This is a genomic window from Streptomyces sp. NPDC007875 (assembly GCF_042868035.1).
Classification (GTDB): domain Bacteria; phylum Actinomycetota; class Actinomycetes; order Streptomycetales; family Streptomycetaceae; genus Streptomyces; species Streptomyces antimycoticus.
Window position 1 is genome coordinate 23,882 of sequence record NZ_JBIADZ010000003.1, and the last position, 22,792, is coordinate 46,673.

The 22,792-nt window shown below is 73.0% G+C and carries 20 protein-coding genes; 15 read left to right on the plus strand and 5 right to left on the minus strand.

Annotated features, from left to right (window positions below):
* Nucleotides 1-2 precede the first annotated feature (2 nt).
* Both eat and ACFYOY_RS07025 read right to left on the minus strand, forming a co-directional pair.
* The gene (gene eat, locus ACFYOY_RS07020; protein ID WP_388585347.1) at nt 3-1,484 is read right to left on the minus strand and encodes an ethanolamine permease; all 1,482 of its coding nucleotides are present in this window, start codon (nt 1,482-1,484) and stop codon (nt 3-5) included.
* Nucleotides 1,485-1,618: 134 nt separating this feature from the next.
* Complete coding sequence (locus ACFYOY_RS07025; RefSeq protein WP_351903812.1) at nt 1,619-2,368, minus strand: FCD domain-containing protein; 750 nt, start codon at nt 2,366-2,368, stop codon at nt 1,619-1,621.
* Between the two features lie 183 nt (nt 2,369-2,551).
* On the opposite strand from ACFYOY_RS07025, the gene ACFYOY_RS07030 reads away from it, so the two are divergent.
* The 4 genes from ACFYOY_RS07030 to ACFYOY_RS07045 all read left to right on the plus strand — a co-directional run bounded on the left by ACFYOY_RS07030 (nt 2,552) and on the right by ACFYOY_RS07045 (nt 7,146).
* Complete coding sequence (locus ACFYOY_RS07030) at nt 2,552-3,919, plus strand: glutamine synthetase family protein (RefSeq protein ID WP_351903815.1); 1,368 nt, start codon at nt 2,552-2,554, stop codon at nt 3,917-3,919.
* Nucleotides 3,920-3,930: 11 nt separating this feature from the next.
* Nucleotides 3,931-5,325, plus strand: a complete 1,395-nt coding sequence (locus ACFYOY_RS07035; RefSeq protein WP_388585351.1) for an aldehyde dehydrogenase family protein — start codon at nt 3,931-3,933, stop codon at nt 5,323-5,325.
* 1 nt (nt 5,326) lies between these two features.
* Complete coding sequence (locus ACFYOY_RS07040; protein ID WP_059148024.1) at nt 5,327-6,109, plus strand: 3-oxoacyl-ACP reductase; 783 nt, start codon at nt 5,327-5,329, stop codon at nt 6,107-6,109.
* Between the two features lie 68 nt (nt 6,110-6,177).
* Nucleotides 6,178-7,146, plus strand: coding sequence for a DUF2510 domain-containing protein (locus ACFYOY_RS07045; protein ID WP_351903822.1), 969 nt, complete (start codon nt 6,178-6,180; stop codon nt 7,144-7,146).
* Between the two features lie 83 nt (nt 7,147-7,229).
* Here ACFYOY_RS07045 and ACFYOY_RS07050 read toward each other — a convergent pair whose 3' ends face one another.
* Entirely contained in the window at nt 7,230-8,426 is a 1,197-nt protein-coding gene (locus ACFYOY_RS07050) for an alanine racemase (RefSeq protein WP_351903825.1), read from the minus strand.
* A gap of 212 nt (nt 8,427-8,638) precedes the next feature.
* Between ACFYOY_RS07050 and ACFYOY_RS07055 the strand changes: the two genes are divergently transcribed.
* A complete protein-coding gene (locus ACFYOY_RS07055) occupies nt 8,639-9,679 on the plus strand; it encodes a hypothetical protein (RefSeq protein WP_351903828.1) in 1,041 nt (346 codons plus the stop codon).
* Nucleotides 9,676-10,893, plus strand: coding sequence for a type VII secretion-associated serine protease mycosin (gene mycP / locus ACFYOY_RS07060; RefSeq protein WP_388585356.1), 1,218 nt, complete (start codon nt 9,676-9,678; stop codon nt 10,891-10,893). Before ACFYOY_RS07055 ends, mycP begins: the two co-directional genes overlap by 4 nt.
* A gap of 486 nt (nt 10,894-11,379) precedes the next feature.
* Here the strand turns inward: mycP and ACFYOY_RS07065 are convergent, their stop codons facing one another.
* A complete protein-coding gene (locus tag ACFYOY_RS07065) occupies nt 11,380-12,144 on the minus strand; it encodes a serine hydrolase (RefSeq protein ID WP_351903834.1) in 765 nt (254 codons plus the stop codon).
* A gap of 68 nt (nt 12,145-12,212) precedes the next feature.
* Between ACFYOY_RS07065 and ACFYOY_RS07070 the strand changes: the two genes are divergently transcribed.
* Entirely contained in the window at nt 12,213-12,947 is a 735-nt protein-coding gene (locus tag ACFYOY_RS07070) for an SseB family protein (protein WP_351903837.1), read from the plus strand.
* Nucleotides 12,948-13,075: 128 nt separating this feature from the next.
* Nucleotides 13,076-13,876, plus strand: coding sequence for an aquaporin (locus ACFYOY_RS07075; protein ID WP_351903840.1), 801 nt, complete (start codon nt 13,076-13,078; stop codon nt 13,874-13,876).
* Between the two features lie 136 nt (nt 13,877-14,012).
* On the opposite strand, the gene ACFYOY_RS07080 is transcribed toward ACFYOY_RS07075, so the two are convergent.
* Nucleotides 14,013-14,378: a DUF1844 domain-containing protein gene (locus tag ACFYOY_RS07080; RefSeq protein ID WP_014056105.1), complete on the minus strand. Its 366-nt coding sequence runs from the start codon at nt 14,376-14,378 to the stop codon at nt 14,013-14,015.
* Between the two features lie 443 nt (nt 14,379-14,821).
* Here ACFYOY_RS07080 and infC point away from each other — a divergent pair, with 443 nt between their 5' ends.
* From infC to pheT, 7 genes are all read left to right on the plus strand, one after another.
* Nucleotides 14,822-15,463 carry a translation initiation factor IF-3 gene (infC, locus tag ACFYOY_RS07085; RefSeq protein ID WP_093470618.1) on the plus strand — a complete coding sequence of 214 codons (642 nt, stop codon included), beginning with the start codon at nt 14,822-14,824 and terminating at the stop codon, nt 15,461-15,463.
* Between the two features lie 120 nt (nt 15,464-15,583).
* Nucleotides 15,584-15,778, plus strand: coding sequence for a 50S ribosomal protein L35 (gene rpmI / locus ACFYOY_RS07090; protein WP_020867203.1), 195 nt, complete (start codon nt 15,584-15,586; stop codon nt 15,776-15,778).
* 97 nt (nt 15,779-15,875) lie between these two features.
* Nucleotides 15,876-16,259, plus strand: a complete 384-nt coding sequence (gene rplT, locus ACFYOY_RS07095; RefSeq protein ID WP_078639975.1) for a 50S ribosomal protein L20 — start codon at nt 15,876-15,878, stop codon at nt 16,257-16,259.
* 324 nt (nt 16,260-16,583) lie between these two features.
* A complete protein-coding gene (locus ACFYOY_RS07100; protein WP_351903845.1) occupies nt 16,584-17,417 on the plus strand; it encodes an RNA methyltransferase in 834 nt (277 codons plus the stop codon).
* A 44-nt stretch (nt 17,418-17,461) separates the two neighbouring features.
* A complete protein-coding gene (locus ACFYOY_RS07105) occupies nt 17,462-18,658 on the plus strand; it encodes an ATP-binding protein (protein ID WP_351903848.1) in 1,197 nt (398 codons plus the stop codon).
* A 193-nt stretch (nt 18,659-18,851) separates the two neighbouring features.
* Complete coding sequence (pheS, locus tag ACFYOY_RS07110; RefSeq protein ID WP_351903851.1) at nt 18,852-19,973, plus strand: phenylalanine--tRNA ligase subunit alpha; 1,122 nt, start codon at nt 18,852-18,854, stop codon at nt 19,971-19,973.
* The gene (gene pheT / locus ACFYOY_RS07115) at nt 19,973-22,498 is read left to right on the plus strand and encodes a phenylalanine--tRNA ligase subunit beta (protein WP_388585364.1); all 2,526 of its coding nucleotides are present in this window, start codon (nt 19,973-19,975) and stop codon (nt 22,496-22,498) included. Before pheS ends, pheT begins: the two co-directional genes overlap by 1 nt.
* The last annotated feature ends 294 nt before the right edge of the window (nt 22,499-22,792 follow it).

The following is a 22,792-nucleotide window of genomic DNA, read 5'->3' on the forward strand; positions in this document are numbered from 1 at the left end:
GCTCAATCGCGGGACAGTTCCGCCTCGGCCTCCGCCAGCGCCGCGAACTCCTCCTCCGGCGCGGCCGCGACCAGGCGATGGCGGCTGTAGAAGGCGAAGTAGGCCAGCGCCACCGCGTAGACGCCGAGCGCGATGAAGGCCGCGTCCTTGTCCACCAGGAAGGTGGCCACCAGCGCGGAGCAGGCCAGGACGAAGGCGATGGACGACGTTACCGTGCCGCCGGGGGTGCGGTAAGGGCGGTCCAGGCCCGGCTCGCGGCGGCGCAGGACGATATGGGAGAGCGACATCAGGGCGTACGAGATGGTGGCGCCGAAGACCGCGGTGTTGAGCATCCGGGCGCCGTCGCCGGTCCAGGCCGCGAGGGCGAAGCCGATGGCCCCCGGGACCAGCAGTCCCAGGAACGGGGCCTTGCGCCTGCTGGTCAGGGAGAGGAAGCGGGGCAGATAGCCGGCCCGGGAGAGGGCGAACAGCTGGCGCGAACCGGCGAAGATCAGGGAGAAGAAGGAGGCGACGAGCCCGGCGAGGCCCGCGTAGTTGACGATGCGGGACAGCACGGTCGCCTTGCCGTCCGGCTGCAGCGCCTCGACCAGCGGATTGCCCGCCTCCTGTACGGCGCCGGAGCCGCGCGCCCCCGTGGCCGCGAGGAAGGTGAGCAGGGCGAGAACCAGCAGGATGCCCATGGACCAGGCCATGGCCTTCGGCAGCGTACGGGCCGGGTCGCGGGTCTCCTCCGCCGCGAGCGGCACCCCCTCCACGCCCAGGAAGAACCACATGCCGAAGGGGAACGCCGACCAGATGCCGAGCAGCCCGAAGGGCAGCCAGGAAGTGGCACCGGCGGCCGAATGGTCCACCGGGATGTCGTTGAGCGAGCCCGCGTCGAAGTCGGTGAGCGCGCCGACGGCGAAGACCAGCAGCGCGGCGACGGCGATGGCGGTCACGACCAGGCTGAACCGCAGGGCCTCGCCCACGCCCCACAGATGGATGCCGATGAAGAGGATGAAACACGCCAGATAGACCGGCCAGCCCGACTCCAGGCCGAAGAGCCCGAGCGACTCGACGTAGTCGCCGATGAAGATGGAGATGGCGGCGGGGGCCAGGACGTACTCGATGAGGATCGCCGTGCCGGTGAGAAAGCCGCCCCAGGGGCCGAGGGCGCGCCGCGCGAAGCCGTAGCCGCCGCCCGCGGTCGGGAGAATCGCGGCCAGCTCGGCCAGGGCGAACACCATGCAGGCGTACATCAGGCCCATCAGCAGGGCGGCGATGGCGAGGCCGCCGAAGCCGCCCTCCGACAGGCCGAAGTTCCACCCCGAGAAGTCGCCGGAGACGACATAGGCGACGCCGAGGCCGGTCAGCAGCAGCGGGCCCGCGCTGCCGCGCCGCAGGGTGCGGCGCTCCAGATACGCGTCCTCGGGGGACGGCGCCGGGGCACCGCCGACGGAGGCGCGGGCGGATTCGGTGCGGGCGGACTCGGTTCCGTCAGCCATGGGGGACTCCTGCTCCACGCGAGGGGGCGATGGCAAAGGTGTGGGGCCATACCTTTGTCTGCCGGTCAGCGATGCGCAAGACCTCTGCGTAAAACCGTGGTTAAGGGCCGGTGCTCTCCCGCCCGCGCGCCGGGTCAGACCAGGAAGCCGCGCAACAGCGCCGCCGTGCCCTCGCAGTGCTCCCGCATCACCTCGCGCGCCCCGTCCGCGTCCCCGTCCAGCACCGCCTCGACCAGCGCCCCGTGCTGGGCCTGGGAGTGCTCGAGGTTCTTCACCAGCAGCGGGATGCAGTCCAGCAGGTCGTTGACGGTCGCGCGGACGGCCGCGTACTGGGTGGCCAGCGACGGTGAGCCCGCCAGCTCCGCGAGCGTGAGATGGAGCATGGTGTCCAGGCGGCGGTAGTCGGCCAGCGGGGCGTCCCGCGTGGCGTCCAGGGCCGCCCGCAGCCGCCGTACCTGCCCGTCCCCGAGCCCGTGCGCGGCGCACAGCCCCGCCGCGCCCACCTCCAGGACCTCGCGGAACCGAAGTGTGTCCTCGACGTCGACCGCCGCCACCCGGCGCCGCAGCTCGTCCTCGCCGCCCCCGGCGGGCTCGGGCCTGGCCCGGACGAAGGTGCCGCCGTAGCGGCCGCGGCGGCTCTCCACCAGCCCCTGGTCCTGCAGCACCTTCAGTACCTCGCGCAGGGTCACCCGGCTGATCCGCAGCCGGTCGGCCAGCTCCCGCTCGGCCGGGAGCCGGCCACCGTCGGGGACCAGCCCCAGTCGCAGCACCTGGAGTATCTGCTCCAGTGCCTCCTCGAAGCCGTTTCCCGCTCGCACCGGGCGCAGCACCGGCGCCAGCCGGTCGTCCGCCGCGCTCCCGTGCTCACTCCCGCTCTCGCTCATCGAACCGTCCGCACCTACTTCCCAATCAATGGTATGCGGTATTACCTTAAGGCCACCCCGCGCCCTCAGGCCCTCTCCGATTCCCTGCACTCCCCGAAAACGCTCTGACTCTCCGCGCTTCCCGAACCCCCGAACTCCCGAATTCCCCCCGCTCCCCGCACTCTCCGACGCAGGAGGCCCACCGTGGCAGACCGCACGCCCCCGCTCTCGGTCGACGAGCTGACCAGACTGGTCGCCGCCGGGGAGATCGACACCGTCGTCCTGGCCTTCACCGATATGCAGGGAAGGCTGCAGGGCAAGCGGTTCGCCGCCCGCTTCTTCCTCGACGACGTCCTGGAGCACGGCACCGAGGGCTGCAACTACCTCCTCGCCGTCGACACCGAGATGAACACCGTCGACGGCTACGCCATGTCCTCCTGGGAGCGCGGCTACGGCGACTTCGCCATGCACGGTGACACCGCCACCCTGCGCCGCACCCCCTGGAACCCCGGCACCGCCCTCCTCACCGCCGACCTCGCCTGGCACGACGGCAGCCCCGTGGTCGCCTCCCCGCGCCAGATCCTGCGCCGTCAGCTCGACCGGCTCGCCGAGCGCGGCTGGACCGCGTACACCGGCACCGAGCTGGAGTTCATGGTCTTCCGGGACAGCTACGAGCAGGCGTGGAACACCGGCTACCGCGGGATGACCCCCGCCAACCAGTACAACGTCGACTACTCCGTCCTCGGCACCGGCCGGGTCGAGCCCCTGCTGCGCCGCATCCGCAATGAGATGGGCGCCGCCGGGATGACCGTCGAGTCGGCCAAGGGGGAGTGCAACCTCGGCCAGCACGAGATCGCCTTCCGCTACGACGACGCGCTGACCACCTGCGACCAGCATGTCGTCTACAAGACCGGTGCCAAGGAGATCGCGGCCCAGGAGGGCATGGCGCTCACCTTCATGGCCAAGTACGACGAGCGCGAGGGCAACTCCTGCCATATCCACCTCTCGCTGCGCGACGAGGCCGGGCACCCCGTGCTCGCCGACGACGACGGCCCGTACGGCATGTCGAAGACCATGCGCCACTTCCTCGCCGGACAGCTCGCGGCGATGCGCGAGTTCACCCTGCTCTACGCCCCGAACATCAACTCCTACAAGCGGTTCCGCCCCGGCTCCTTCGCGCCCACCGCCGTCGCCTGGGGCCCGGACAACCGCACCTGCGCGCTGCGCGTCATCGGCCACGGCCCCTCCCACCGGCTGGAGAACCGGCTCCCCGGCGGCGATGTCAACCCGTATCTGGCTGTGGCCGCAATGGTGGCCGCCGGGCTGTACGGCGTCGAGCAGGAGCTGGAGCTCCCCGAGGTCTGTACCGGCAACGCCTACGCCGGAGACGCCGAGCACGTCCCGACCTCGCTGCGCGACGCCGCCGAGCTGTGGCGGAACAGCCCCATAGCGCGGGCCGCCTTCGGCGACGAGGTGGTCGAGCACTACCTCAACATGGCGCGCGTCGAGCAGGACGCCTACGACACCGCCGTCACGGACTGGGAGCGCTTCCGGTCCTTCGAGCGCATGTGAGGAACCACCGAGTGAGCAACGAACCCTCCCACCAGCACCCCCACGAGCACCAGGTCCTCAACCCGGCCACCGAGGAGGTCATCGCCACCGTCCCCGCCGCCACCCCGGGAGACGTGGCCGCGGCCGTCGCCCGCGCCACCGAGGCGCAGCGCGGCTGGGCCGCGCTCGCGCCGGCCGACCGCGCCCGGCTGCTGCGCCGCTTCGCCGCCGTCGTGGACGACCACATCGAGGAGCTCGCGGCGCTTGAGGTCCGCGAGGCGGGCCACCCGATCGGCAACGCCCGCTGGGAGGCGGGCAATGTGCGCGATCTGCTGGACTACGCGGCCGGGGGAGCGGAGCGGCTGAACGGCGCCCAGATCCCGGTGGCCGGCGGGCTGAACGTCACCTTCCATGAGCCGCTCGGCGTGGTCGCGGTCATCGCGCCGTGGAACTTCCCCATGCCGATCGCCGCCTGGGGCACCGCGCCCGCCCTGGCCGCCGGGAACGCGGTGGTCCTCAAACCGGCCGAGACCACCCCGCTCACCGCGCTCCGGCTGGCCGAACTCGCCCTGGAGGCAGGCCTTCCCGAGGGGCTCTTCCAGGTGCTGCCCGGGGCCGGGCCGGTCGCGGGCGCCGCGCTGGTCGAGCACCCCGGCGTGGCCAAGGTCGTCTTCACCGGCTCCACGGCCGTCGGCAAGGGGATCATGGCCAAATGCGCGGAGGGGGTGAAGCGGGTGACCCTCGAACTCGGCGGCAAGAGCCCGAACATCGTCTTCGCCGACGCCGACGTCGAGCGTGCCGCGGCCGCGGCCCCCGGCTCCTTCCTGGACAACACCGGACAGGACTGCTGTGCCCGCAGCCGCATCCTGGTCCAGCGCAGCGTCTACGACCGGTTCATGGAGCTGCTGGCGCCCGCCGTAACCTCCTTCGCGGTCGGCGATCCGGCCGACCCCGCCACCGCGATGGGCCCGCTGATCTCGGCCGCCCAGCGGGAGCGCGTACGGTCCTACGTACCCGAGGACGCGCCCGCCGTGATCCGTGGCGAGGCCCCGAAGGGCAAGGGGTTCTGGTACCCGGCCACCGTGCTGGAGGCCGCAGGGCCCGGGGACCGCGCCGCCGTGGAGGAGATCTTCGGCCCCGTCGCCGTCGTCGTTCCCTTCGAGGACGAGGCCGACGCCGTACGGCTGGCCAACGCCACCGACTACGGCCTGTCCGGCTCGATCTGGACCCGCGACGTGGGCCGCGCGGTCCGGGTCTCGCGCGCCGTCGCCGCCGGGAACCTGTCCGTCAACTCACACAGCAGCGTGCGGTACGCCACCCCCTTCGGCGGCTACAAGCGGTCCGGCCTGGGCCGGGAGCTGGGCCCCGACGCCCTTACCGCCTTCACCGAGACCAAGAACGTCTTCATCAGCACCGAGGAGCAGTGACGTGACCGAGACCCCCGTGTGCCGCCGTCTGGTGGGCCGTACCGCCGTCGTCACCGGAGCGGGCAGCGGCATCGGCCTGGCCACCGCGCGCCGCCTGGCCTCCGAGGGCGCGCAGGTCGTCTGCGCCGATATCGACGAGAGCGCGGGCAAGGCCGCGGCCGACGAGGTCGGCGGGCTCTTCGTCCGGGTGGATGTGACCGACCCCGAGGAGGTCGAGGCGCTCTTCAAGACCGCCTTCGACACCTACGGTTCGGTGGACATCGCCTTCAACAACGCCGGTATCTCGCCGCCCGACGACGACTCGATCCTCACCACCGGACTCGACGCCTGGAAGCGCGTCCAGGAGGTCAACCTCACCTCCGTCTATCTGTGCTGCAAGGCCGCGCTGCCCTATATGCGGCGGCAGGGCAGGGGTTCCATCATCAACACCGCCTCGTTCGTGGCCGTGATGGGCGCCGCCACCTCGCAGATCAGCTACACCGCCTCCAAGGGCGGGGTGCTGGCCATGTCCCGCGAACTGGGCGTGCAGTTCGCCCGCGAGGGCATCCGGGTCAACGCGCTGTGCCCGGGGCCGGTCAACACCCCGCTGCTGAAGGAGTTGTTCGCCAAGGACCCGGAGCGGGCCCAGCGCCGGCTGGTCCATGTGCCGGTGGGCCGGTTCGCCGAACCGGAGGAGATCGCCTCCGCCGTGGCCTTCCTGGCCAGCGATGACGCGTCCTTCGTCAACGCCGCCGAGTTCCTCGTGGACGGCGGGATCGCCGGGGCATATGTCACTCCGTTGTAGTCCTGTGCGCAGTCCAGCCATCCGCGGTGTACGGACCGCACCCCTGGCCATAGGCTGACCGTGTGACCATGAACACGCCCCCCGGCTGGTACCCCGATCCCGGCTACGCAGGTAACGGCCCCGCCATGGAACGGTGGTGGGACGGTTCCGCCTGGACCGAGTACACCCGTGATGCCTCGGGCGCCACGGACCTGGGCTTCGGCCCGCCGCCGATGCCGCCCTACCTGCCAGGGCGGCAGGGCGGCCATGGCCGGGGCCGCGGCCCGAGGATCGCGGCGGTCGCGGTCGCCGCCGGCGTCGTGGTCGCCGCGATCGTCGGTGGCATCGTGCTGCTGGGCGACGGTGGCGACGGCGGTGGTGGCAACGCACAGACCGGGCCCGCCGCCCCCAGCGACTCCGCCCCGCCGGACGGCGGCGACCCGGCCCCGGACCTCCCCAGCCCGGACAGCCCCTCGGACGGGCCCACCGACGCCCCCACCGCACCGCCCAGCTACGACCCGGACACCGCCCCGGACCCCGGCAACGGCATCAGTCTGCCGGTGCTCACCGGCTGGCAGGCGGGGCGCAGCAGCTCCGGCGGCGCGGGCGTCACCACCTCCCGCTACCCCTGCCCGGGCGACCCGTCCACCGAATGTGTGCGCGGCGGCGCCTTCTCCCGGACCGCCCAGGGCTACAAGGCCACCTCCGCCAAGGGCATAGCCAAGGAGGACATCGCGCAGAACGCCGAGGAGTCCTACGGCACCGACGGGGACAGCGACCGTAAGGCCTACGGCGGGATCACCTCCCACAAGGAGCTGAAGGAGGCGGCGGTCGAGGTCGCGGGCGGGAAGGGCTATCTGGTCCGCTGGAAGGTGGTGACGAAGAAGGGCGACGACGGCATCGTGCAGTCGCTGGCCTTCCCGTCGCCCACCGTGCCGGACACGATGGTCGTGGTGCGCTTCGGGTTCGACCAGAGCGACAAGGCGCCGCCGCTCAGCGACATGGACAAGATCGTCAAGGGCATCGAGGCGCTGGCGGGCGACGGCCGGTCCATCTAGGCCCGTTGCCGGTCCGTCCAGGCGCGACGCCGGTCCGTGCAGGCCGAAGTCGCCGGTCCGGCAAGGCCGGAGGAGTGTGCCGGTCAGAGGAAGGTCCTGCCCTCGCCCCGGTACGTCGGCGCGTCGGCCACCACCCGGTCCCCCTCGATCAGCCGCAGCGTGTCGAACCGCTCGCACAGCTCACCGGCCTTGGCATGCCGGAACCACACCTTGTCGCCGATCAGCAGATCGTCGGCGGCCGTGCCCAGCAGCGGGGTCTGTACCTCGCCCGGCCCCTCCATCGAGTCGTACACCAGCCCCTCCGGCAGATACGGCACCGGCAGCCGGTCCCGGCCCGGCGCGCCCGACGCCGGATAGCCGCCGCCGAGCACCGTCACCACGCCCACCCCGGGCCGGCGCACCACCGGCTGGGCGAACAGGGCCGCCGGGCGGCCGTGGAAGGAGGTGTAGTGGTCGAAGAGGCGCGGCTGGTAGAGCCCGGACCCGGCGGCGATCTCGGTCACCGCGTCCTCCGCGGCGGTGTGCTGCACACTCCCCGTACCGCCGCCGTTGACGAACTCCAGGTCCGCCACCGCCCGCACCGCCCGCACCACCGCGGCCCGGCGCGCCGCGAGCTCCCGGCGCGCCACGGACTGCATCAGCCGCACCGCGCGCGAGCGCAGCGGACTGCCCGGCACCGCGTCGCCCACGCCCGCCACATGCCCCTCGTACGCCATCAGCCCGACCAGCCGGAAGCCGGGGCGGCGGTCGATCGCCCGTGCCAGCTCGGCCAGTTGCTCCGGTTCGCGCAGCGGTGAGCGCAGCGCCCCGACCCGCACCCGCCCGCCGAGCATCCGCAGCGAGGTGTCCAATTCCAGGCAGACCCGGACCTCTTCGGTCCCGGCGCGAACGCTGTCGATCAGATCGAGCTGGGCGAGGTCGTCCACCATGACCGTCACGGCCTCGGCCGGCTTGGGGTCGCTGGTCAGGGTGGCGAAGCCGTCCCGGTCGGTGGAGGGATAGGCGAGCAGGACGTCGTCGAACCCCTCGCGCGCCAGCCACAGCGACTCCGGCAGCGTGAAGCTCATGATCCCCGAGAAGCCGTCCCGTGCCAGCACCCGCTCCAACAGCGCCCGGCAGCGCACCGATTTGCTGGCGACGCGGATCGGTTTACCTCCCGCCCGTTGGACCAGATCCCGGGCGTTGTCGTCGAAGGCTCCCAGGTCGACAATCGCCACGGGCGCTTCGAGATGGGCGGTGGCCCGGTCGTACCGGGCCCGGTCAGCGGCGGCAGCGGACATGGACGCAGCTTGCCAGACCGCCATTACCACTGGGTAGAGGGCGGCCGGTGCGCAGGGCCCCCGGCTCCCCGTAGAGTGTCGCGCACGCCACGACCGGCAGGTCAGCGGCGTGTTGTCCGTATACGGGCCCGCCTGCCCGAAAGGCGGTGGGTGGTGCGGCGAACCGGACGGAGCCAGGTGAAACAGGTGTCGACGGCTGCGAGGGGGTGCAGGTGAGCACCGACGCGGAACAGGCGCACTCACCCCACAGCACGCCCCCACCACGCCCCGCACATCCCCCGCGCACGGCGCCCGCGCAGCCTTCCGCAGCCCCGCCGCGCCCCACCGCCCCGCCAGGGTTCACCCCGGACCCGGACACCCCCATCCTCGGCGTACGGGCCAAGGTCCCGTTCCCCAGGGGCACCGCCGGGGCGTCCGGCACCCGGGTGCCCCCACGCCCCTCCGCACCGCCGCGCACCGAAGGGCTCTTCGCGGACGGCGGTCGGCGCGGCCGGCGCCGTCCGCCCAGCCGTACGGCGGCCGCCGCCGCGAGTCTCGTCCTCGGCCTCGGACTGCTCGGCGGCGCGGCGGCCGGGAGCTGGCTGGGCGACGACCCCGACGCCCCGCCGTCCACCGCCGACACCTACGCCCACGCCCGCTCCGCCTGGTACAGCGTCCCCGTGGACGACCTCTTCCCGCGCACCCTGCGCGGCAAGGGCGAGGGCCCCGGCGGCGCCGACCGCGTCTGGACCCGAATAGCCGTCGCGCCGGACAGCAGCTGTGGCGGCGGATTCGACCCACTGCTCGCCAAGGCGCTGGCCCCGGTGGGCTGCAAGCGGCTGGTGCGCGCCACGTACACCGACGCCACCAGCACCAGCGTCACCACCGTCGGGTTGCTGATCACCACCTCCGGCCCCACCGGGATGCGGGCGCTGCACCAGCGCTTCGTGGCCGAGAAGCTGGACGAGCGCACCGATCTGATACCCCGCGCGTACGCCGCCAAGGACACCGCGGCGGCCGGCTTCGGCGACGACCAGCGCGCCAGCTGGCGGATCCGGATCCTCACCGACGCCCCCGTCGTCCTCTACACCGTCAGCGGCTTCGCCGACGGCCGTAAGGTCACCGACCCGCAGTCGGCGGGCGAGGCGACCCAGCGGGGCGCCACCTCGGCCCCCGCGCAGTCGGGGCTCGGCAACGACGCCCGAGGCATCGCCGACGCGATCGAGGCCATATTCCGCCGGGCCCTGTCCACCATCACGGAGACCACGTCATGACCGGGATCGGGCGGCGCCTCGCCGTGGCCCTCGCCGCCGCCGGGCTGCCCCTGGTGACCGCCGCGCCCGCGAACGCCGACGGCATACAGGCCCAGGAGTGGGCGCTGGACACCCTCCACGTCCAGAAGGCATGGCAGACGACCAAGGGCTCCGGGGTCACCGTCGCCGTCCTCGACACCGGCGTCGACGACAGCCACCCCGATCTCGAAGGCCAAGTGCTGCCCGGTAAGGACCTCATCGGCTTCGGCGCCCGCCGCGGCGAACGCGCCTGGGCCCGCCACGGCACCGCCATGGCCGGGATCATCGCCGGTCACGGCCACGGCGCGGCCGGCGGCGAGGGCGTCCTGGGCGTCGCGCCGAAGGCGCGGATCCTGCCGGTGCGGGTGATCCTCGAGGACTCCGACGCCGCCCGTAAGAAGGCCCGTTCGTCCCGTGGCGGGGCGCTCGCCGCCGGTATCCGCTGGGCCGCCGACCACGGCGCCGACGTCATCAACCTGTCGCTGGGCGACGACAGCGCCTCCGCCCACCCCGAGGCCGCCGAGGACGCCGCCGTGCAGTACGCGCTGCGCAAGGGCGTGGCCGTGGTCGCCTCCGCGGGCAACGGCGGCGAGAAGGGCGACCGGGTCTCCTACCCGGCCGCCTACCCCGGCGTGATCGCCGTCACCGCCGTGGACCGCTACGGCTCCCGCGCCGCCTTCTCCACCCGCCGCTGGTACGCCACCGTCTGCGCACCCGGCGTCGACGTGGTCATCGCCGACCCCGACAAGCGCTACTACGAGGGCTGGGGGACCAGCGCGGCCGCCGCCTTCGTCTCCGGCTCCGTCGCCCTCGTCCGCGCCGCCCACCCCGAACTGAGCCCGCGCCAGATCCGGGAACTCCTCACCCGGACCGCCCAGGACGTCCCGGAGGGCGGCCGCAGCGACGCCCTCGGCGCGGGTCTGGTGGACCCGGCGGCGGCGATCGCCGCGGGCGGCAAGATGAAGCCGGAGGCCCAGCGGCCCGCCGTGGCCTCGTCCCCGGGGCGCTTCTTCGGCAACGGTCCCGGCCACGCCCAGGGCGCGCACGACGAGTCCGGGCCGAACGAGATGGCGCTGCTCGCCGGAATCGCCGGAGCGGCCCTGGTGGTCGCCGCGATCGCCCTATGGCGCGGCTCGGGCCCCCTACGGGTGCCACCCAGGCTGCGCTCGCTGCTCATGGGCGTCCGCGCGCGCTGAGACACGTCCCCGCCGCGTCGTCGGCTCGGGCCCGGCGCTCATCGCGCTTGCGCGGCGCTCCTGGCGATCCGCGCGCGCTGAGGCCGGGCGTTGGCCTGGGGCGTGTCGGCGCCGGGGTGGTCGGCCGAGACCCGCTCCGAGGGCGCCGCTGACGAGGTACCGCCCGCGCTGAGCCGCGCGGGGCACGCCGGTCGGCCGAGAACCGCGGTGAGCGCTGCTCCCGACCTTTCGTTCGCGCTGAGCGAGGCGTCGGCCCGAGCCGCGTCGGGCCGGGTGGCCGGTTGGGGCCCGTGGTGGGCGCTGCCGACGGGCTTCCGTGCGCTGAGCGACCCCCGGGCGCCGCGTCGTCGGCTCGGGCGTGCCGCGCGTTGAGGCACGGCGGCGGCCGTTGGCCTGGGCGTGCTGTGGGGCCGCTCACCGGGTTCCGTAGGGCGTCGGGCCGGGGCACTGCGGCGAGTCGTCGGATCAGGGCCGCTCCGGCGCCGCTTACCGGGATCGGTAGGTGCGGGCCGTCGCCACGGCCGTACGTGCCGCCTCCTCGACCAGCGCCACGCCACTGTCCAGGTTCGCGCTGCCCTCGGACAGCACCGCGACCAGATAGGCGCGCCCGTCCGCCGTCACCTCGCCGATGCTGTTGACGACCCACAGCCCGGTGGCATCGCGGGGCATCCAGCCGTTCTTCAGCCGAGACCCGGGACCGCCCCCGTCGGCGGCGGCCGAGACTCCCCAGCTCTGGCGGTCGACGACGCGCCCCATCAGCGCCCGTAGATACGTCCGCGCGCGGCCGTCCAGGGCCGAGTCGTCCGAGAAGACCGAGCGCAGCAGGGCCAGCTGGTCGGCGGCGGTGGTCAGGGTGACCCCCCAGTTCCCTCCGCTCCCGGCACGAGTCCCGGTCAGGCCGAGCCGCTGGTGCGCCGCGTCGAGCCCGGCGGCACCGCCGATCGTCCGCCACAGCGCGGTCGCCGCGTCGTTGTCGCTCTGCTCGATCATCACGGCCGCATGCGATCGTTCCTGGGCGGTCAGCGGCCGCTCCTCGTCCTCCGCCCTGAGCAGCAGCGCCGCGAGGATGCCCACCTTGACGATGCTCGCCGTGGCGTACGAGCCGTCGCCGTGGGTCCCGCTCGTCCCCGACCGGGTGTCCAGGACGGCGACGGAGAAGTGGGCGCCGGAGCCCTGGGCCACGGGGCCGAGCGCGTCGGCGAGCGCCGCGCTCAGCCCCTGCTCCGTCACGTCGTCCGCCGTCCGCTCCACGCCGCCTCCCTCTCCGCCGCCCGCCGCCCGCCGCGTCGGGTTCTCCCCGCCCTCGATACCCTCATGGCGTGGCGCTCAAGAACATTCCCGACCCTGGCTTCTCCGGCGACGACGGCTCCGCCGACCCCCGGCTGACCGCGGCGCTCGCCGCCTGGGCCGATGACCGCTCGGCCGAACCCGAGGTGCTCGCCGCGCTCACCGACGCCCGCCTCCTCGTCCCCGTGGTGGCGATCCTCGGCGAGGTCGAGGAGGGGCCCGAGGGGCTGCGCCGCGACAAGAGCAGCGACATGGCGGTGCCCACGCTGGAGGCCCCCGGCGGCCGGCGCGCCCTGCCCGCCTTCACCTCGCTCGAGACGCTGGCCCGCTGGCGCCCGGACGCCCGGCCCGTGGCCGTACCGCTGCGCCAGGCGCTGGAGGCCGCCGCCCATGAGAAGGCGGACACGCTGGTCCTGGACCTCGCGGGCCCGGTGCCGTACCAGCTGACCGGCCCCGCACTGCTGGCCCTCGCCGAGGGACGGACCAGCGCCGATCCGCTCGCCGACCCGGCCGTGACCGAGGCCGTGCGCACGGTGCTGGCCGCCGAGCCGGAGGTGCTCCGGGCCCATCTGGCCCCGGCGGCGGACGCCGACGGGATGCTCGCGCTCGCTCTCGTGCCGGAGGCACCGGCGCGGGAGACGGCGCACCGGGTGGCGGGCGCCCTGGCCGCCGATGAGGTGCTGCGGGCACGGCTGGTACGCGGTCTGACCCTGGCGCTGCTGCCGCCGGACGCGAACGTCCCTGGCGAACCGCTCTTCAGCCGCTGAGGGGCGGGGCCCGACCCGCTGAGGGGCCAGGGCCAGGCCCTCCCCATTCGGACCAACAGGCGAATCGTCTCAATTCCCCCCACAATGCTTAGGCGACTGGCGGTCGGAATCTGCGTGAGGAGAGCGCCATGGAGACGAGAACGGTCGTAGCGGAGTTCATCGGGACCGCGATGCTGGTCCTCTTCGGAGTCGGTTCGCTGGTCCTGGCGGGCGACTACATCAACGCCCTCGGGATCTCGCTCGCCTTTGGCTTCACGCTGATCGCGATCGCCTACGCGTTCGGACGCATCTCGGGCTGCCACATCAACCCGGCGGTGACCCTCGGCGTGCTGCTGGCCAAGCGCATCGACATCCGTACGGCCGTCCAGTACTGGGTCGCGCAGTTCGTCGGCGCGATCGTGGGCGCGGCGGTGCTCTTCCTGCTCGCCAACCAGGTGCCCAGGCTCCAGACGGCCGATGCCTTCGGCAGCAACGGCTACGGCGGCCGCTCACCGGTGGGCATGGGCGCGGGCGGGGCCTTCCTCGCCGAGGTGCTGCTGACCTTCCTGCTGGTCTTCGTCTTCCTGGCGGTGACCCACTCGGTGGCGCTGGTCGGCGGTGAACCGATCCCGGTGGGCCTCGCCCTCGCCGCGGTCAATCTGATCGGCATCCCGCTGACCTGGGCCTCGGTCAATCCGGCGCGCAGCTTCGGCCCCGCGATCTTCGCGGGCGGCGATGCGCTCGGCCAGCTGTGGCTGTTCATCGTGGCACCGCTGGTCGGCGGGGTGCTCGCCGCCGTGGTGCACCGGTTCACCCATCTCCATCCGGCGGGGCAGGCCGACCAGGAGGAGGCCCATCCGCCCCCGGCGACCGGGCCGTGGGGGCGGCTGCGCGGCGGCCACCGCCCCGAGGCGGGCGGACAGGAGACCAAGGGCCCGGAGGCGGCCTGAGCCGCGCGCGGGGGCCCGGAGGCGGCCTGAGCCGCGCGCGGGGGCCCGGGCGCGGAAGGGGCGTACGGGCCCCGCGGGCGTACGTGCCCCGAGGGGTCACGGGCTCCCCAGAAGCCCGGCCCCCAGGGGGCAGCCGTCAGCCGAAGACCGGGCCGGTGAACTTCTCGCCGGGCCCCTGCCCCGGCTCGTCCGGCACCACCGACGCCTCGCGGAAGGCGAGCTGCAGGGACTTCAGGCCGTCCCGCAGCGGAGCGGCGTGGAAGGAGCTGATCTCCGTGGCGCTGGCCGTGACCAGCCCCGCCAGGGCGTTGATCAGCTTCCGCGCCTCGTCCAGGTCCTTGTGCTGGGGGCCCTCCTCGGCCAGGCCCAGATTGACTGCGGCGGCGCTCATCAGGTGCACCGCGACCGTGGTGATCACCTCGACCGCGGGCACATCCGCGATGTCCCGGGTCATCCGGTCGAAGTCGGGGGCCGGCGGCTGCCCGGCGTTGGCGTCGCTCATGGTGGTCGGGGCTCACTTCCTGAGGGATGGTGGGCCCCAGCCTAGGCGGCCGCCCGGCGCCGTACGCACGGGCGGGTGAGTTCACAGGAACGCCGGGGGACGCAGGGGAACGCCGGGGGACGGGAGGCGGGACGGACGCCGAGGACGCACCGGGTGAGCATCCCGGGCCGATCCTGGTATCGTAGATAAATGACCGGCCGGTCACGTGTGTGTCCGGCCCACAAGTGGAGGCTCCCCAGCTCCCACCTTCCGACCCCCCGGGTCGGCAGGTCATCGGTCAGGCTGCGCCCCGCGGTGATATCGCGGCGGTGCTCCCGGTCAATGAGGAGCCCCGCCTGTGTACCCGTCGGGGCGTTTTGTGCGTTACGGCGCGGTGGTCATACCGAAACAGACGTTACGCGGCAGTCCGCCAGACGGTCGCGTGGTGCAACCGAGGAGGATCCATCAGCGCCGAGCCCCGCATCAACGACCGGATTCGCGTCCCCGAGGTGCGACTCGTCGGTCCCAGTGGCGAGCAGGTCGGCATTGTGCCGCTTGCCAAGGCCCTGGAGCTTGCGCAGGAGTACGACCTCGACCTCGTCGAGGTGGCGGCGACCGCTCGCCCGCCGGTCTGCAAGCTCATGGACTACGGAAAGTTCAAGTACGAGTCGGCCATGAAGGCCCGTGAGGCGCGCAAGAACCAGGCGCACACGGTCATCAAGGAGATGAAGCTCCGGCCGAAGATCGACCCGCACGACTATGACACCAAGAAGGGTCACGTCGTCCGGTTCCTCAAGCAGGGCGACAAGGTCAAGATCACGATCATGTTCCGCGGCCGTGAGCAGTCCCGGCCCGAGCTCGGCTACCGGCTGTTGCAGCGGCTCGCCGAGGACGTCCAGGAGCTTGGCTTCGTGGAGTCCAACCCGAAGCAGGACGGCCGAAACATGATCATGGTTCTCGGTCCGCACAAGAAGAAGACCGAGGCGATGGCCGAAGCCCGCGAGGCGCAGGCCGCCCGCAAGGCGGAGCGCCAGGGAATTCCTCACCTGGACCAGTCCCCGGACGCGTCCGCCGAGGAGCCTGCCGAGGAGCCCGCCGAGGCGTGATTGAGAGGCGCGAGCCTCGACCGCCCACCCGGGGCCGAACGGCTCCGGACACCAACCGAAACACATGACGCTTCCGTGTGCCGAACCGCGGAAGCGTCCCGACGAGGAGAGAACGGCGACATGCCGAAGAACAAGACGCACAGCGGTGCCAGCAAGCGCTTCAAGCTCACCGGCTCCGGCAAGGTGGTGCGCCAGCGCGCCGGTCGCCGCCACCTTCTCGAGCACAAGCCGTCCACGCTGACGCGCCGCCTGGCCGGAAAGGTCGAGATGGCCCCCGCCGACGCCAAGAAGATCAAGAAGCTTCTCGGCAAGTGACGCCCCCGCCCCGCTTCGGCGGGGCGAGCGCCAGACCGGGACCTATTCGTTTCCGGGCCGCGTGAGTCACCCGCGGCCCCGTACAAGGAGTTAACAAGTGGCACGCGTCAAGCGGGCAGTCAACGCCCACAAGAAGCGCCGGGCGATCCTCGAGCAGGCCAGCGGCTACCGGGGCCAGCGCTCCCGCCTGTACCGCAAGGCCAAGGAGCAGGTCACCCACTCTCTGGTCTACAACTACAACGACCGCAAGAAGCGCAAGGGCGACTTCCGGCAGCTGTGGATCCAGCGCATCAACGCCGCTGCCCGCGCCAACGGCATGACGTACAACCGCTTCATCCAGGGTCTGAAGGCCGCCAACATCGAGGTGGACCGCAAGATCCTGGCCGACCTCGCCGTGAACGACGCCGGTGCGTTCGCCGCGCTGGTCGAGGCGGCGCAGAAGGCGCTGCCGAGCGACGTCAACGCGCCGAAGGCCGCGTAAGCGCCGCCCTGAGCTGTACGCCACGGACCCGCAGGTGAACGCGTACCTGCGGGTCCGCGCATGTGGGTTCCGACGCATGCCAGGTTGTGGGCAATCGTCCCGCCAGGGGCACCTCCCAGCGGTAGCTGGGGGAGGGACGGGTGGGCACAACCCGGCCACCGGGCCGCACCCGGCAGCGAAACCCCAGGGGCACAGCGAGAGGGCCGCGGCTGCCGCCGTTCCCCCGGGGGCCCGGGGCCTGTCCCCGGTTTCGGGGAGCGGCGGGGTGGGGGAATCCGCCCCGCGCCACCACCACACACCGCACGAGAAAGCGCATCGCACCCCATGGCGACCCCCGAGTTGACGTCCCTGCGATCGCCGCGTGTCACCGCCGCCCGGCGGCTTGCCAAGCGCAGCTTCCGCGGGAAGGAGCGGCGGTTCATCGTCGAGGGGCCGCAGGCCGTACGGGAGGCCATCGCGCATCTCGTGGAGGTGTACGCCACCCCCGAGGCCGCCGAGCGCCACGCGGACATCCTCGCCGCCGCCCGCGCCGCGAACCTTCCCGTGCTCACCGCGTCCGACGAGGTCATCGCGGAGATGTCCGACACCGTCACCCCTCAGGGTGTCGTCGGGCTGTGCCGCTTCCTCGACTCGCCGTTCGAGGAGATCCTGCGCGCCCGCCCGAGGCTCGTCGCCGTCCTCGCCAACGTCCGCGACCCCGGCAACGCCGGGACCGTGCTGCGGTGCGCCGACGCCGCCGGGGCGGACGCCGTGGTGCTGACGGACGCCTCCGTGGATCCCTACAACCCCAAGGCCGTACGCGCCTCCGTCGGCTCCCTCTTCCATCTCCCCGTCGCCGTCGGGGTGCCCGTCGAGCGCGCGGTGAGCGGGCTGCGGGAGGCCGGGGCGCGGGTGCTGGCCGCGGACGGGACGGGGGAGCGGGACCTGGATTCCGAGCTGGACGACGGGCTGCTGGGCGCCCCCACCGCCTGGGTCTTCGGCAATGAGGCGTGGGGCCTGCCGGAGGCTACCCGCGCACTCGCGGACGAGGTGGTGCGCGTTCCGATTCACGGCAGGGCCGAGAGCCTCAATCTCGCCACGGCCGCCGCCGTGTGCCTCTATGCCTCCGCTCGTGCGCAGCGCGCTCCCGCAGGGTGCCGCTCCGTCACATCGACCTAGTAGGGTTGCCCCCTCTGGGAGGGGACCCGAGAGGGGGTGTGGGGATGGACGTCAGGACCTCCGGCGCCAGGGCGGCCGACGCCCATGCGCCCGGAGCGGGGCCGCCCGGCGGGGGGCGCGACCTCTCGTCCACCGGGGCGGGCCCCGGTGTGCCCGGCGGCGCGCCGGACGGATTCGCGCCGCACCCCGACGATCTGCCCGACGGCCTGGTGGTGGCCGATGAGACCGGCCTGGTCACATGCTTCAACGCGGCGGCGGCCCGGATCACCGCCACCGATCCCGCGGACGCGATCGGCCGCCGGCTCGAGGTGGCCCTCCCGTTAGAGGACCTGGACGGCCGGCGCTGGTGGGCGCTGACCGATCCCTATGGAGGGCTGGCCATCCGGGCCGGTCAGCCCGAGCGGAATCTGCTGCTGCCGGGCGGGCGCGAGGTGCTGGTCTCGGCCCGCTATGTGCGCGAGCGGCCGACCGGGCCGGTGCGCCGGGTGGTCGTCTGTCTGCGCGGCACCGAGGCCCGCCGCCGTACCGAGCGCAGCCATGCCGAGCTGATCGCGACCGTCGCCCATGAGCTGCGCTCGCCGCTGACCTCCGTGAAGGGGTTCACGGCCACCCTGCTGGCCAAATGGGAGCGGTTCACCGACGACCAGAAGCGGCTGATGCTGGAGACCGTCGACGCCGACGCCAACCGGGTCACCCGGCTGATCGCCGAGCTGCTGGACATCTCCCGGATCGACTCCGGCCGGCTGGAGGTGCGCCGCCAGCCGGTCGACCTCGCCGCCGCCGTCCGCCGCCATGTGCAGGCGCTCACCGCGGCCGGGCACACCGCCGAGCGGTTCCTGATCAGGTCCAGGGGACCGCTGCCCAGACTGTGGGCCGATCCGGACAAGATCGATCAGGTGCTGGGCAACCTGCTGGAAAACGCGGTGCGCCACGGCGAGGGAACGGTCACTATTGATATAGCGCCCGCGACACCGGCCAAGCCGGTCGTGGAGGGCCCCGCTGTCGAAAGGACCGCCGTCACCGTGAGCGACGAAGGCCCCGGTATCCCGGAGGAGTCGATGAGCCGCGTCTTCACCCGCTTCTGGCGGGGCAGCAAGCGCGGCGGCACCGGCCTGGGGCTCTACATCGTCAAGGGCATCGTCGAGGCGCACGGCGGGACGATCACCGTCGACCGGGCCCGCGGCGGCGGCGCGGAGTTCCGATTTATCCTGCCCGTGGGCACCCCGGCCTATCTGGCCTGAGCCGCCCGCGGGCTTCTCCAGCACGGGGCGGACCCCCGCGCGGCGGCCGCCGAGCGGCGTCCCCCGGAACAGCACCCCTCCCGCGCCCCTTAGACTCGGGCTTTGGCACCTTTGGCGTCCCCTTCGTGGTCGCAGCGGTCGCAGCCAGTCGAGCCGGGGTCGCGCAGCCAGCTAATCGGAAGTACGGGAAGAGATGTCGGCACCCAATAAGTCGTACGACCCTGTCGAGGTCGAGGCACTGAAACCGGAAGAGATCGCCCGCAGGCGGGACGAGGCGCTCGCCGCCATCGCCGCCGCCGGGGACCTCGAGGCGCTGCGCGAGGTGAAGGTCGCCCACACCGGCGACCGGTCGCCACTCGCGCTCGCCAACCGCGAGATCGGCGCCCTGCCACCGCACGCCAAGGCGGACGCGGGCAAGCGCGTCGGCCAGGCCCGCGGCCAGGTCAACCAGGCGCTGAAGGCCCGGCAGGAGGAGCTGGAGGCGGAGCGCGACGCCCGGGTGCTGGTCGAGGAGGCGGTGGATGTCACGCTGCCGTACGACCGCACCCCGGCCGGCGCCCGCCACCCGATCACCACGCTCTCCGAGCGCATCGAGGACGTCTTCGTCGCGATGGGCTACGAGGTCGCCGAGGGCCCCGAGGCGGAGGCCGAGTGGTTCAACTTCGACGCGCTCAACTTCCCGCCCGACCACCCCGCCCGCGAGATGCAGGACACCTTCTTCGTGCGCGGCGCGAAGGACGGCGAGTCGTCCGGTGTGGTGCTGCGCACCCACACCTCGCCGGTGCAGATCCGGTCGATGATCGACCGCGAGCCGCCCATCTATGTGATCTGCCCGGGCCGCACCTTCCGCACCGATGAGCTGGACGCCACCCACACCCCCGTCTTCAGCCAGGTCGAGCTGCTCGCCATCGACGAGGGCCTGACCATGGCCGACCTCAAGGGCACGCTCGACCACATGGTGCGGGCGCTGTTCGGGGAGGGCATGACCACCCGGCTGCGGCCGAACTTCTTCCCCTTCACCGAGCCGTCCGCCGAGATGGACATGCTGTGCTACGTGTGCCGGGGCGAGTCCGTGGGCAACCCGGACCGGCCCTGCCGCACCTGCTCCAGCGAGGGCTGGATCGAGCTGGGCGGCTGCGGGATGGTCAACCCGCGGGTGCTCATCGCCTGCGGTGTCGACCCGGACAGGTACAGCGGCTTCGCCTTCGGCTTCGGCATCGAGCGGATGCTGATGTTCCGGCACAACGTGGAAGACATGCGAGACATGGTCGAGGGTGATGTGCGCTTCACCCGGCCCTTCGGGATGGAGATCTGATGCGGGTCCCGCTTTCTTGGCTGCGGGAGTACGTCGACCTGCCCGCCGGTGAGACCGGCCGTGACGTACAGGCCAAACTCGTCTCGGCCGGGCTCGAGGTCGAGACGGTCGAGCAGCTCGGCGCCGGCCTCAAGGGCCCCCTGGTCGTCGGGCAGGTGCTGGCCATCGAGGAGCTGGAGGGGTTCAAGAAGCCCATCCGCTACTGCCAGGTGGACGTCGGTCCGGCCAACGGCACCGGTGAGCCGCAGAACATCGTCTGCGGCGCCTCGAACTTCGCCGTCGGCGACAAGGTCGTGGTCGTGCTGCCCGGTGCCGAGCTGCCCGGCGGTTTCGCGATCTCCGCGCGCAAGACCTACGGCAAGACCTCCGAGGGCATGATCTGCTCCGCCAGCGAGCTGGGCATGTCCGACGACCACGACGGCATCATCGTCCTGCCGCCGGAGTACGAGGTCGGCACCGACGCCATCGAGCTGCTGGAACTGGTCGACGAGGTCCTCGACATCGCCGTCACCCCGGACCGGGGCTACTGCCTGTCGATGCGCGGTGTCGCCCGCGAGACCGCGACCGCCTACGAGCTGCCGCTGCGCGACCCGGCCCTGATCGACGTGCCCGCGCCCAACAGCCACGGCCACCCGGTCCAGGTCGCCGACCCGATCGGCTGCGACCGCTTCACCGCCCGCACCGTCACCGGGCTCGACCCCGAGGCGCACTCCCCGATCTGGCTCCAGCGCCGGCTGCAGAAGGCCGGAATGCGTCCGGTCTCGCTCGCGGTCGACATCACCAACTACGTGATGCTCGAAATCGGCCAGCCGCTGCACGCCTACGACCGCTCCCGGATCAGCGGGGCGATCGGCGTGCGCCGCGCGGAGCCGGGCGAGAAGCTCACCACCCTCGACGGCAGCCAGCGCGTCCTGGACGCCGAGGACCTCGTCATCACCGACGAGAACGGGCCCATCGGCCTCGCCGGTGTGATGGGCGGCGCCAACACCGAGATCGCGGACGTCACCGCCGACGCCGAAACCGGCCAGGCGGCGGGCACCACCGAGGTCGTCATCGAGGCGGCCCACTTCGCCCCCGTCCCGGTCGCCCGCACCGCCCGCCGCCACAAGCTGTCCTCCGAGGCGTCCCGCCGGTTCGAGCGTGGCGTCGACCCCGAGGCCACCTCGGCGGCGGCACAGCGCACCGTCGACCTGCTGGTGCTGCTCGCGGGCGGCACCGCCGAGGTGGGCGTCACCGAGATCATCGCGCCCAGCGCCCCGCACACCATCACGCTGCCCGCCGACCACCCGGACAAGGTCGCGGGCGTGTCCTACGGCCGCGAGACCGTGGTGCGCCGGCTGCAGCAGATCGGCTGCGATGTCTACGGCGCCGACGACCTCACCGTCACCGTCCCCAGCTGGCGGCCCGACCTCACCGACCCCAACGACCTGGCCGAGGAGGTCATCCGGCTCGAGGGGTACGAGAACCTCCCCTCGACGCTGCCCCAGCCGCCCGCCGGGCGCGGGCTGACCGAGCGTCAGCGGCTGCACCGCCGGGTCGGCCGGGCGCTGGCCGGAGCCGGATACGTCGAGGCGCTGAACTACCCGTTCATCGGCGAGGAGGTCCTCGACCAGTTCGGGCTGGCCGCGGATGACCCGCGGCGCGATCTGGTCCGGCTGGTCAACCCGCTGTCGGACGCCGAGCCCGCGCTCCGTACGACGCTGCTGCCCGGGCTGCTCGCCGCGCTGCGCCGCAACGCCGGCCGCGGCGAGCACGACCTCGCGCTCTTCGAGACGGGCCTGGTCTTCCGCGCCACCGGCCACGAGCCGGCCGCGGCCACCCTCCCCGTCGACCGCCGCCCCACCGACGAGGAGATCGCCGGGCTCAACGCCGCGCTGCCGCACCAGCCGCGCCGCGTCGCCGTCGTCCTCGCGGGCGACCGCGAACAGGCCGGCTGGTGGGGCAAGGGCACCCCGGTGAGCTGGGCCGATGCCGTCGAGGCGGGCCGCATCGTGGCCCGTGAGGCCGGGGCCGAGCTGATCGTCCGCCAGGACCAGCAGGACCCCTGGCACCCGGGCCGCTGCGCCGCGCTGCTGGCCGTCGTCGACGGCGAGGAGATCCTCGTCGGCAACGCCGGTGAGCTCCACCCGCGGGTCACCAAGGCCCTGGGCCTGGCCGAGCGCACCTGCGCCATGGAGATCGAGCTCGACCGCCTGGAGCAGGCCGGCACCGGCGGCGTGGAGGCCCCCCATGTCTCCACCTTCCCGGTGGCCACCCAGGACGTCGCGCTGATCGTGGACGCCTCGGTCGCCGCGGCCGACGTGGAGACGGCGCTGCGCGAGGGCGCGGGCGAACTGCTCGAATCCCTCCGCCTGTTCGACGTCTTCACCGGTGAGCAGCTCGGCGAGGGCCGGAAGTCGCTGGCCTACGCGCTGCGCTTCCGCGCCCCTGACCGCACCCTGACCGCCGAGGAGATCGCGACATCCCGCGACGCCGCGGTAGCGGCAGCCACCAACCGCACGGGCGCCACCCTCCGCGGAGCCTGACGCCAACCGGCTCCGGTCGGCCGCCGCGAACAAGGCGATGGGGCGCACCCCACCATGGGGCGCGCCCCATCGCCGCGTCTGGACCCGGGGACGGCGGCCCACGCGCCGCGTTCGCAGAACGGGGGGCATGTGGGGGCTGACCGGTGCGCGGTCGCCCCCTCGTGGGGGCCCCGCCACCGCCGTGGCGGGGTGCGTGTCGTCGGCGATTCCGGCGGGGCCGGGCTGCGGCCTGCCGACGCGGGGCTTGGGGCCGTGGCCCCGTGCCGTGCCGTCTCGGTGGGCGGCAAATAGCCG

Excerpts from the sequence above, each read along its gene's own strand:
- ACFYOY_RS07045 (WP_351903822.1), top strand. The coding sequence starts at position 6,178 with ATGAACACGCCCCCCGGCTGGTACCCCGATCCCGGCTACGCAGGTAAC.
- pheT (WP_388585364.1), top strand. The coding sequence starts at position 19,973 with ATGCGGGTCCCGCTTTCTTGGCTGCGGGAGTACGTCGACCTGCCCGCC.
- ACFYOY_RS07080 (WP_014056105.1), bottom strand. The coding sequence starts at position 14,378 with ATGAGCGACGCCAACGCCGGGCAGCCGCCGGCCCCCGACTTCGACCGG.
- ACFYOY_RS07025 (WP_351903812.1), bottom strand. The coding sequence starts at position 2,368 with ATGAGCGAGAGCGGGAGTGAGCACGGGAGCGCGGCGGACGACCGGCTG.
- ACFYOY_RS07075 (WP_351903840.1), top strand. The coding sequence starts at position 13,076 with ATGGAGACGAGAACGGTCGTAGCGGAGTTCATCGGGACCGCGATGCTG.
- ACFYOY_RS07100 (WP_351903845.1), top strand. The coding sequence starts at position 16,584 with ATGGCGACCCCCGAGTTGACGTCCCTGCGATCGCCGCGTGTCACCGCC.
- ACFYOY_RS07050 (WP_351903825.1), bottom strand. The coding sequence starts at position 8,426 with ATGTCCGCTGCCGCCGCTGACCGGGCCCGGTACGACCGGGCCACCGCC.
- mycP (WP_388585356.1), top strand. The coding sequence starts at position 9,676 with ATGACCGGGATCGGGCGGCGCCTCGCCGTGGCCCTCGCCGCCGCCGGG.
- rpmI (WP_020867203.1), top strand. The coding sequence starts at position 15,584 with ATGCCGAAGAACAAGACGCACAGCGGTGCCAGCAAGCGCTTCAAGCTC.
- eat (WP_388585347.1), bottom strand. The coding sequence starts at position 1,484 with ATGGCTGACGGAACCGAGTCCGCCCGCACCGAATCCGCCCGCGCCTCC.
- pheS (WP_351903851.1), top strand. The coding sequence starts at position 18,852 with ATGTCGGCACCCAATAAGTCGTACGACCCTGTCGAGGTCGAGGCACTG.
- ACFYOY_RS07105 (WP_351903848.1), top strand. The coding sequence starts at position 17,462 with ATGGACGTCAGGACCTCCGGCGCCAGGGCGGCCGACGCCCATGCGCCC.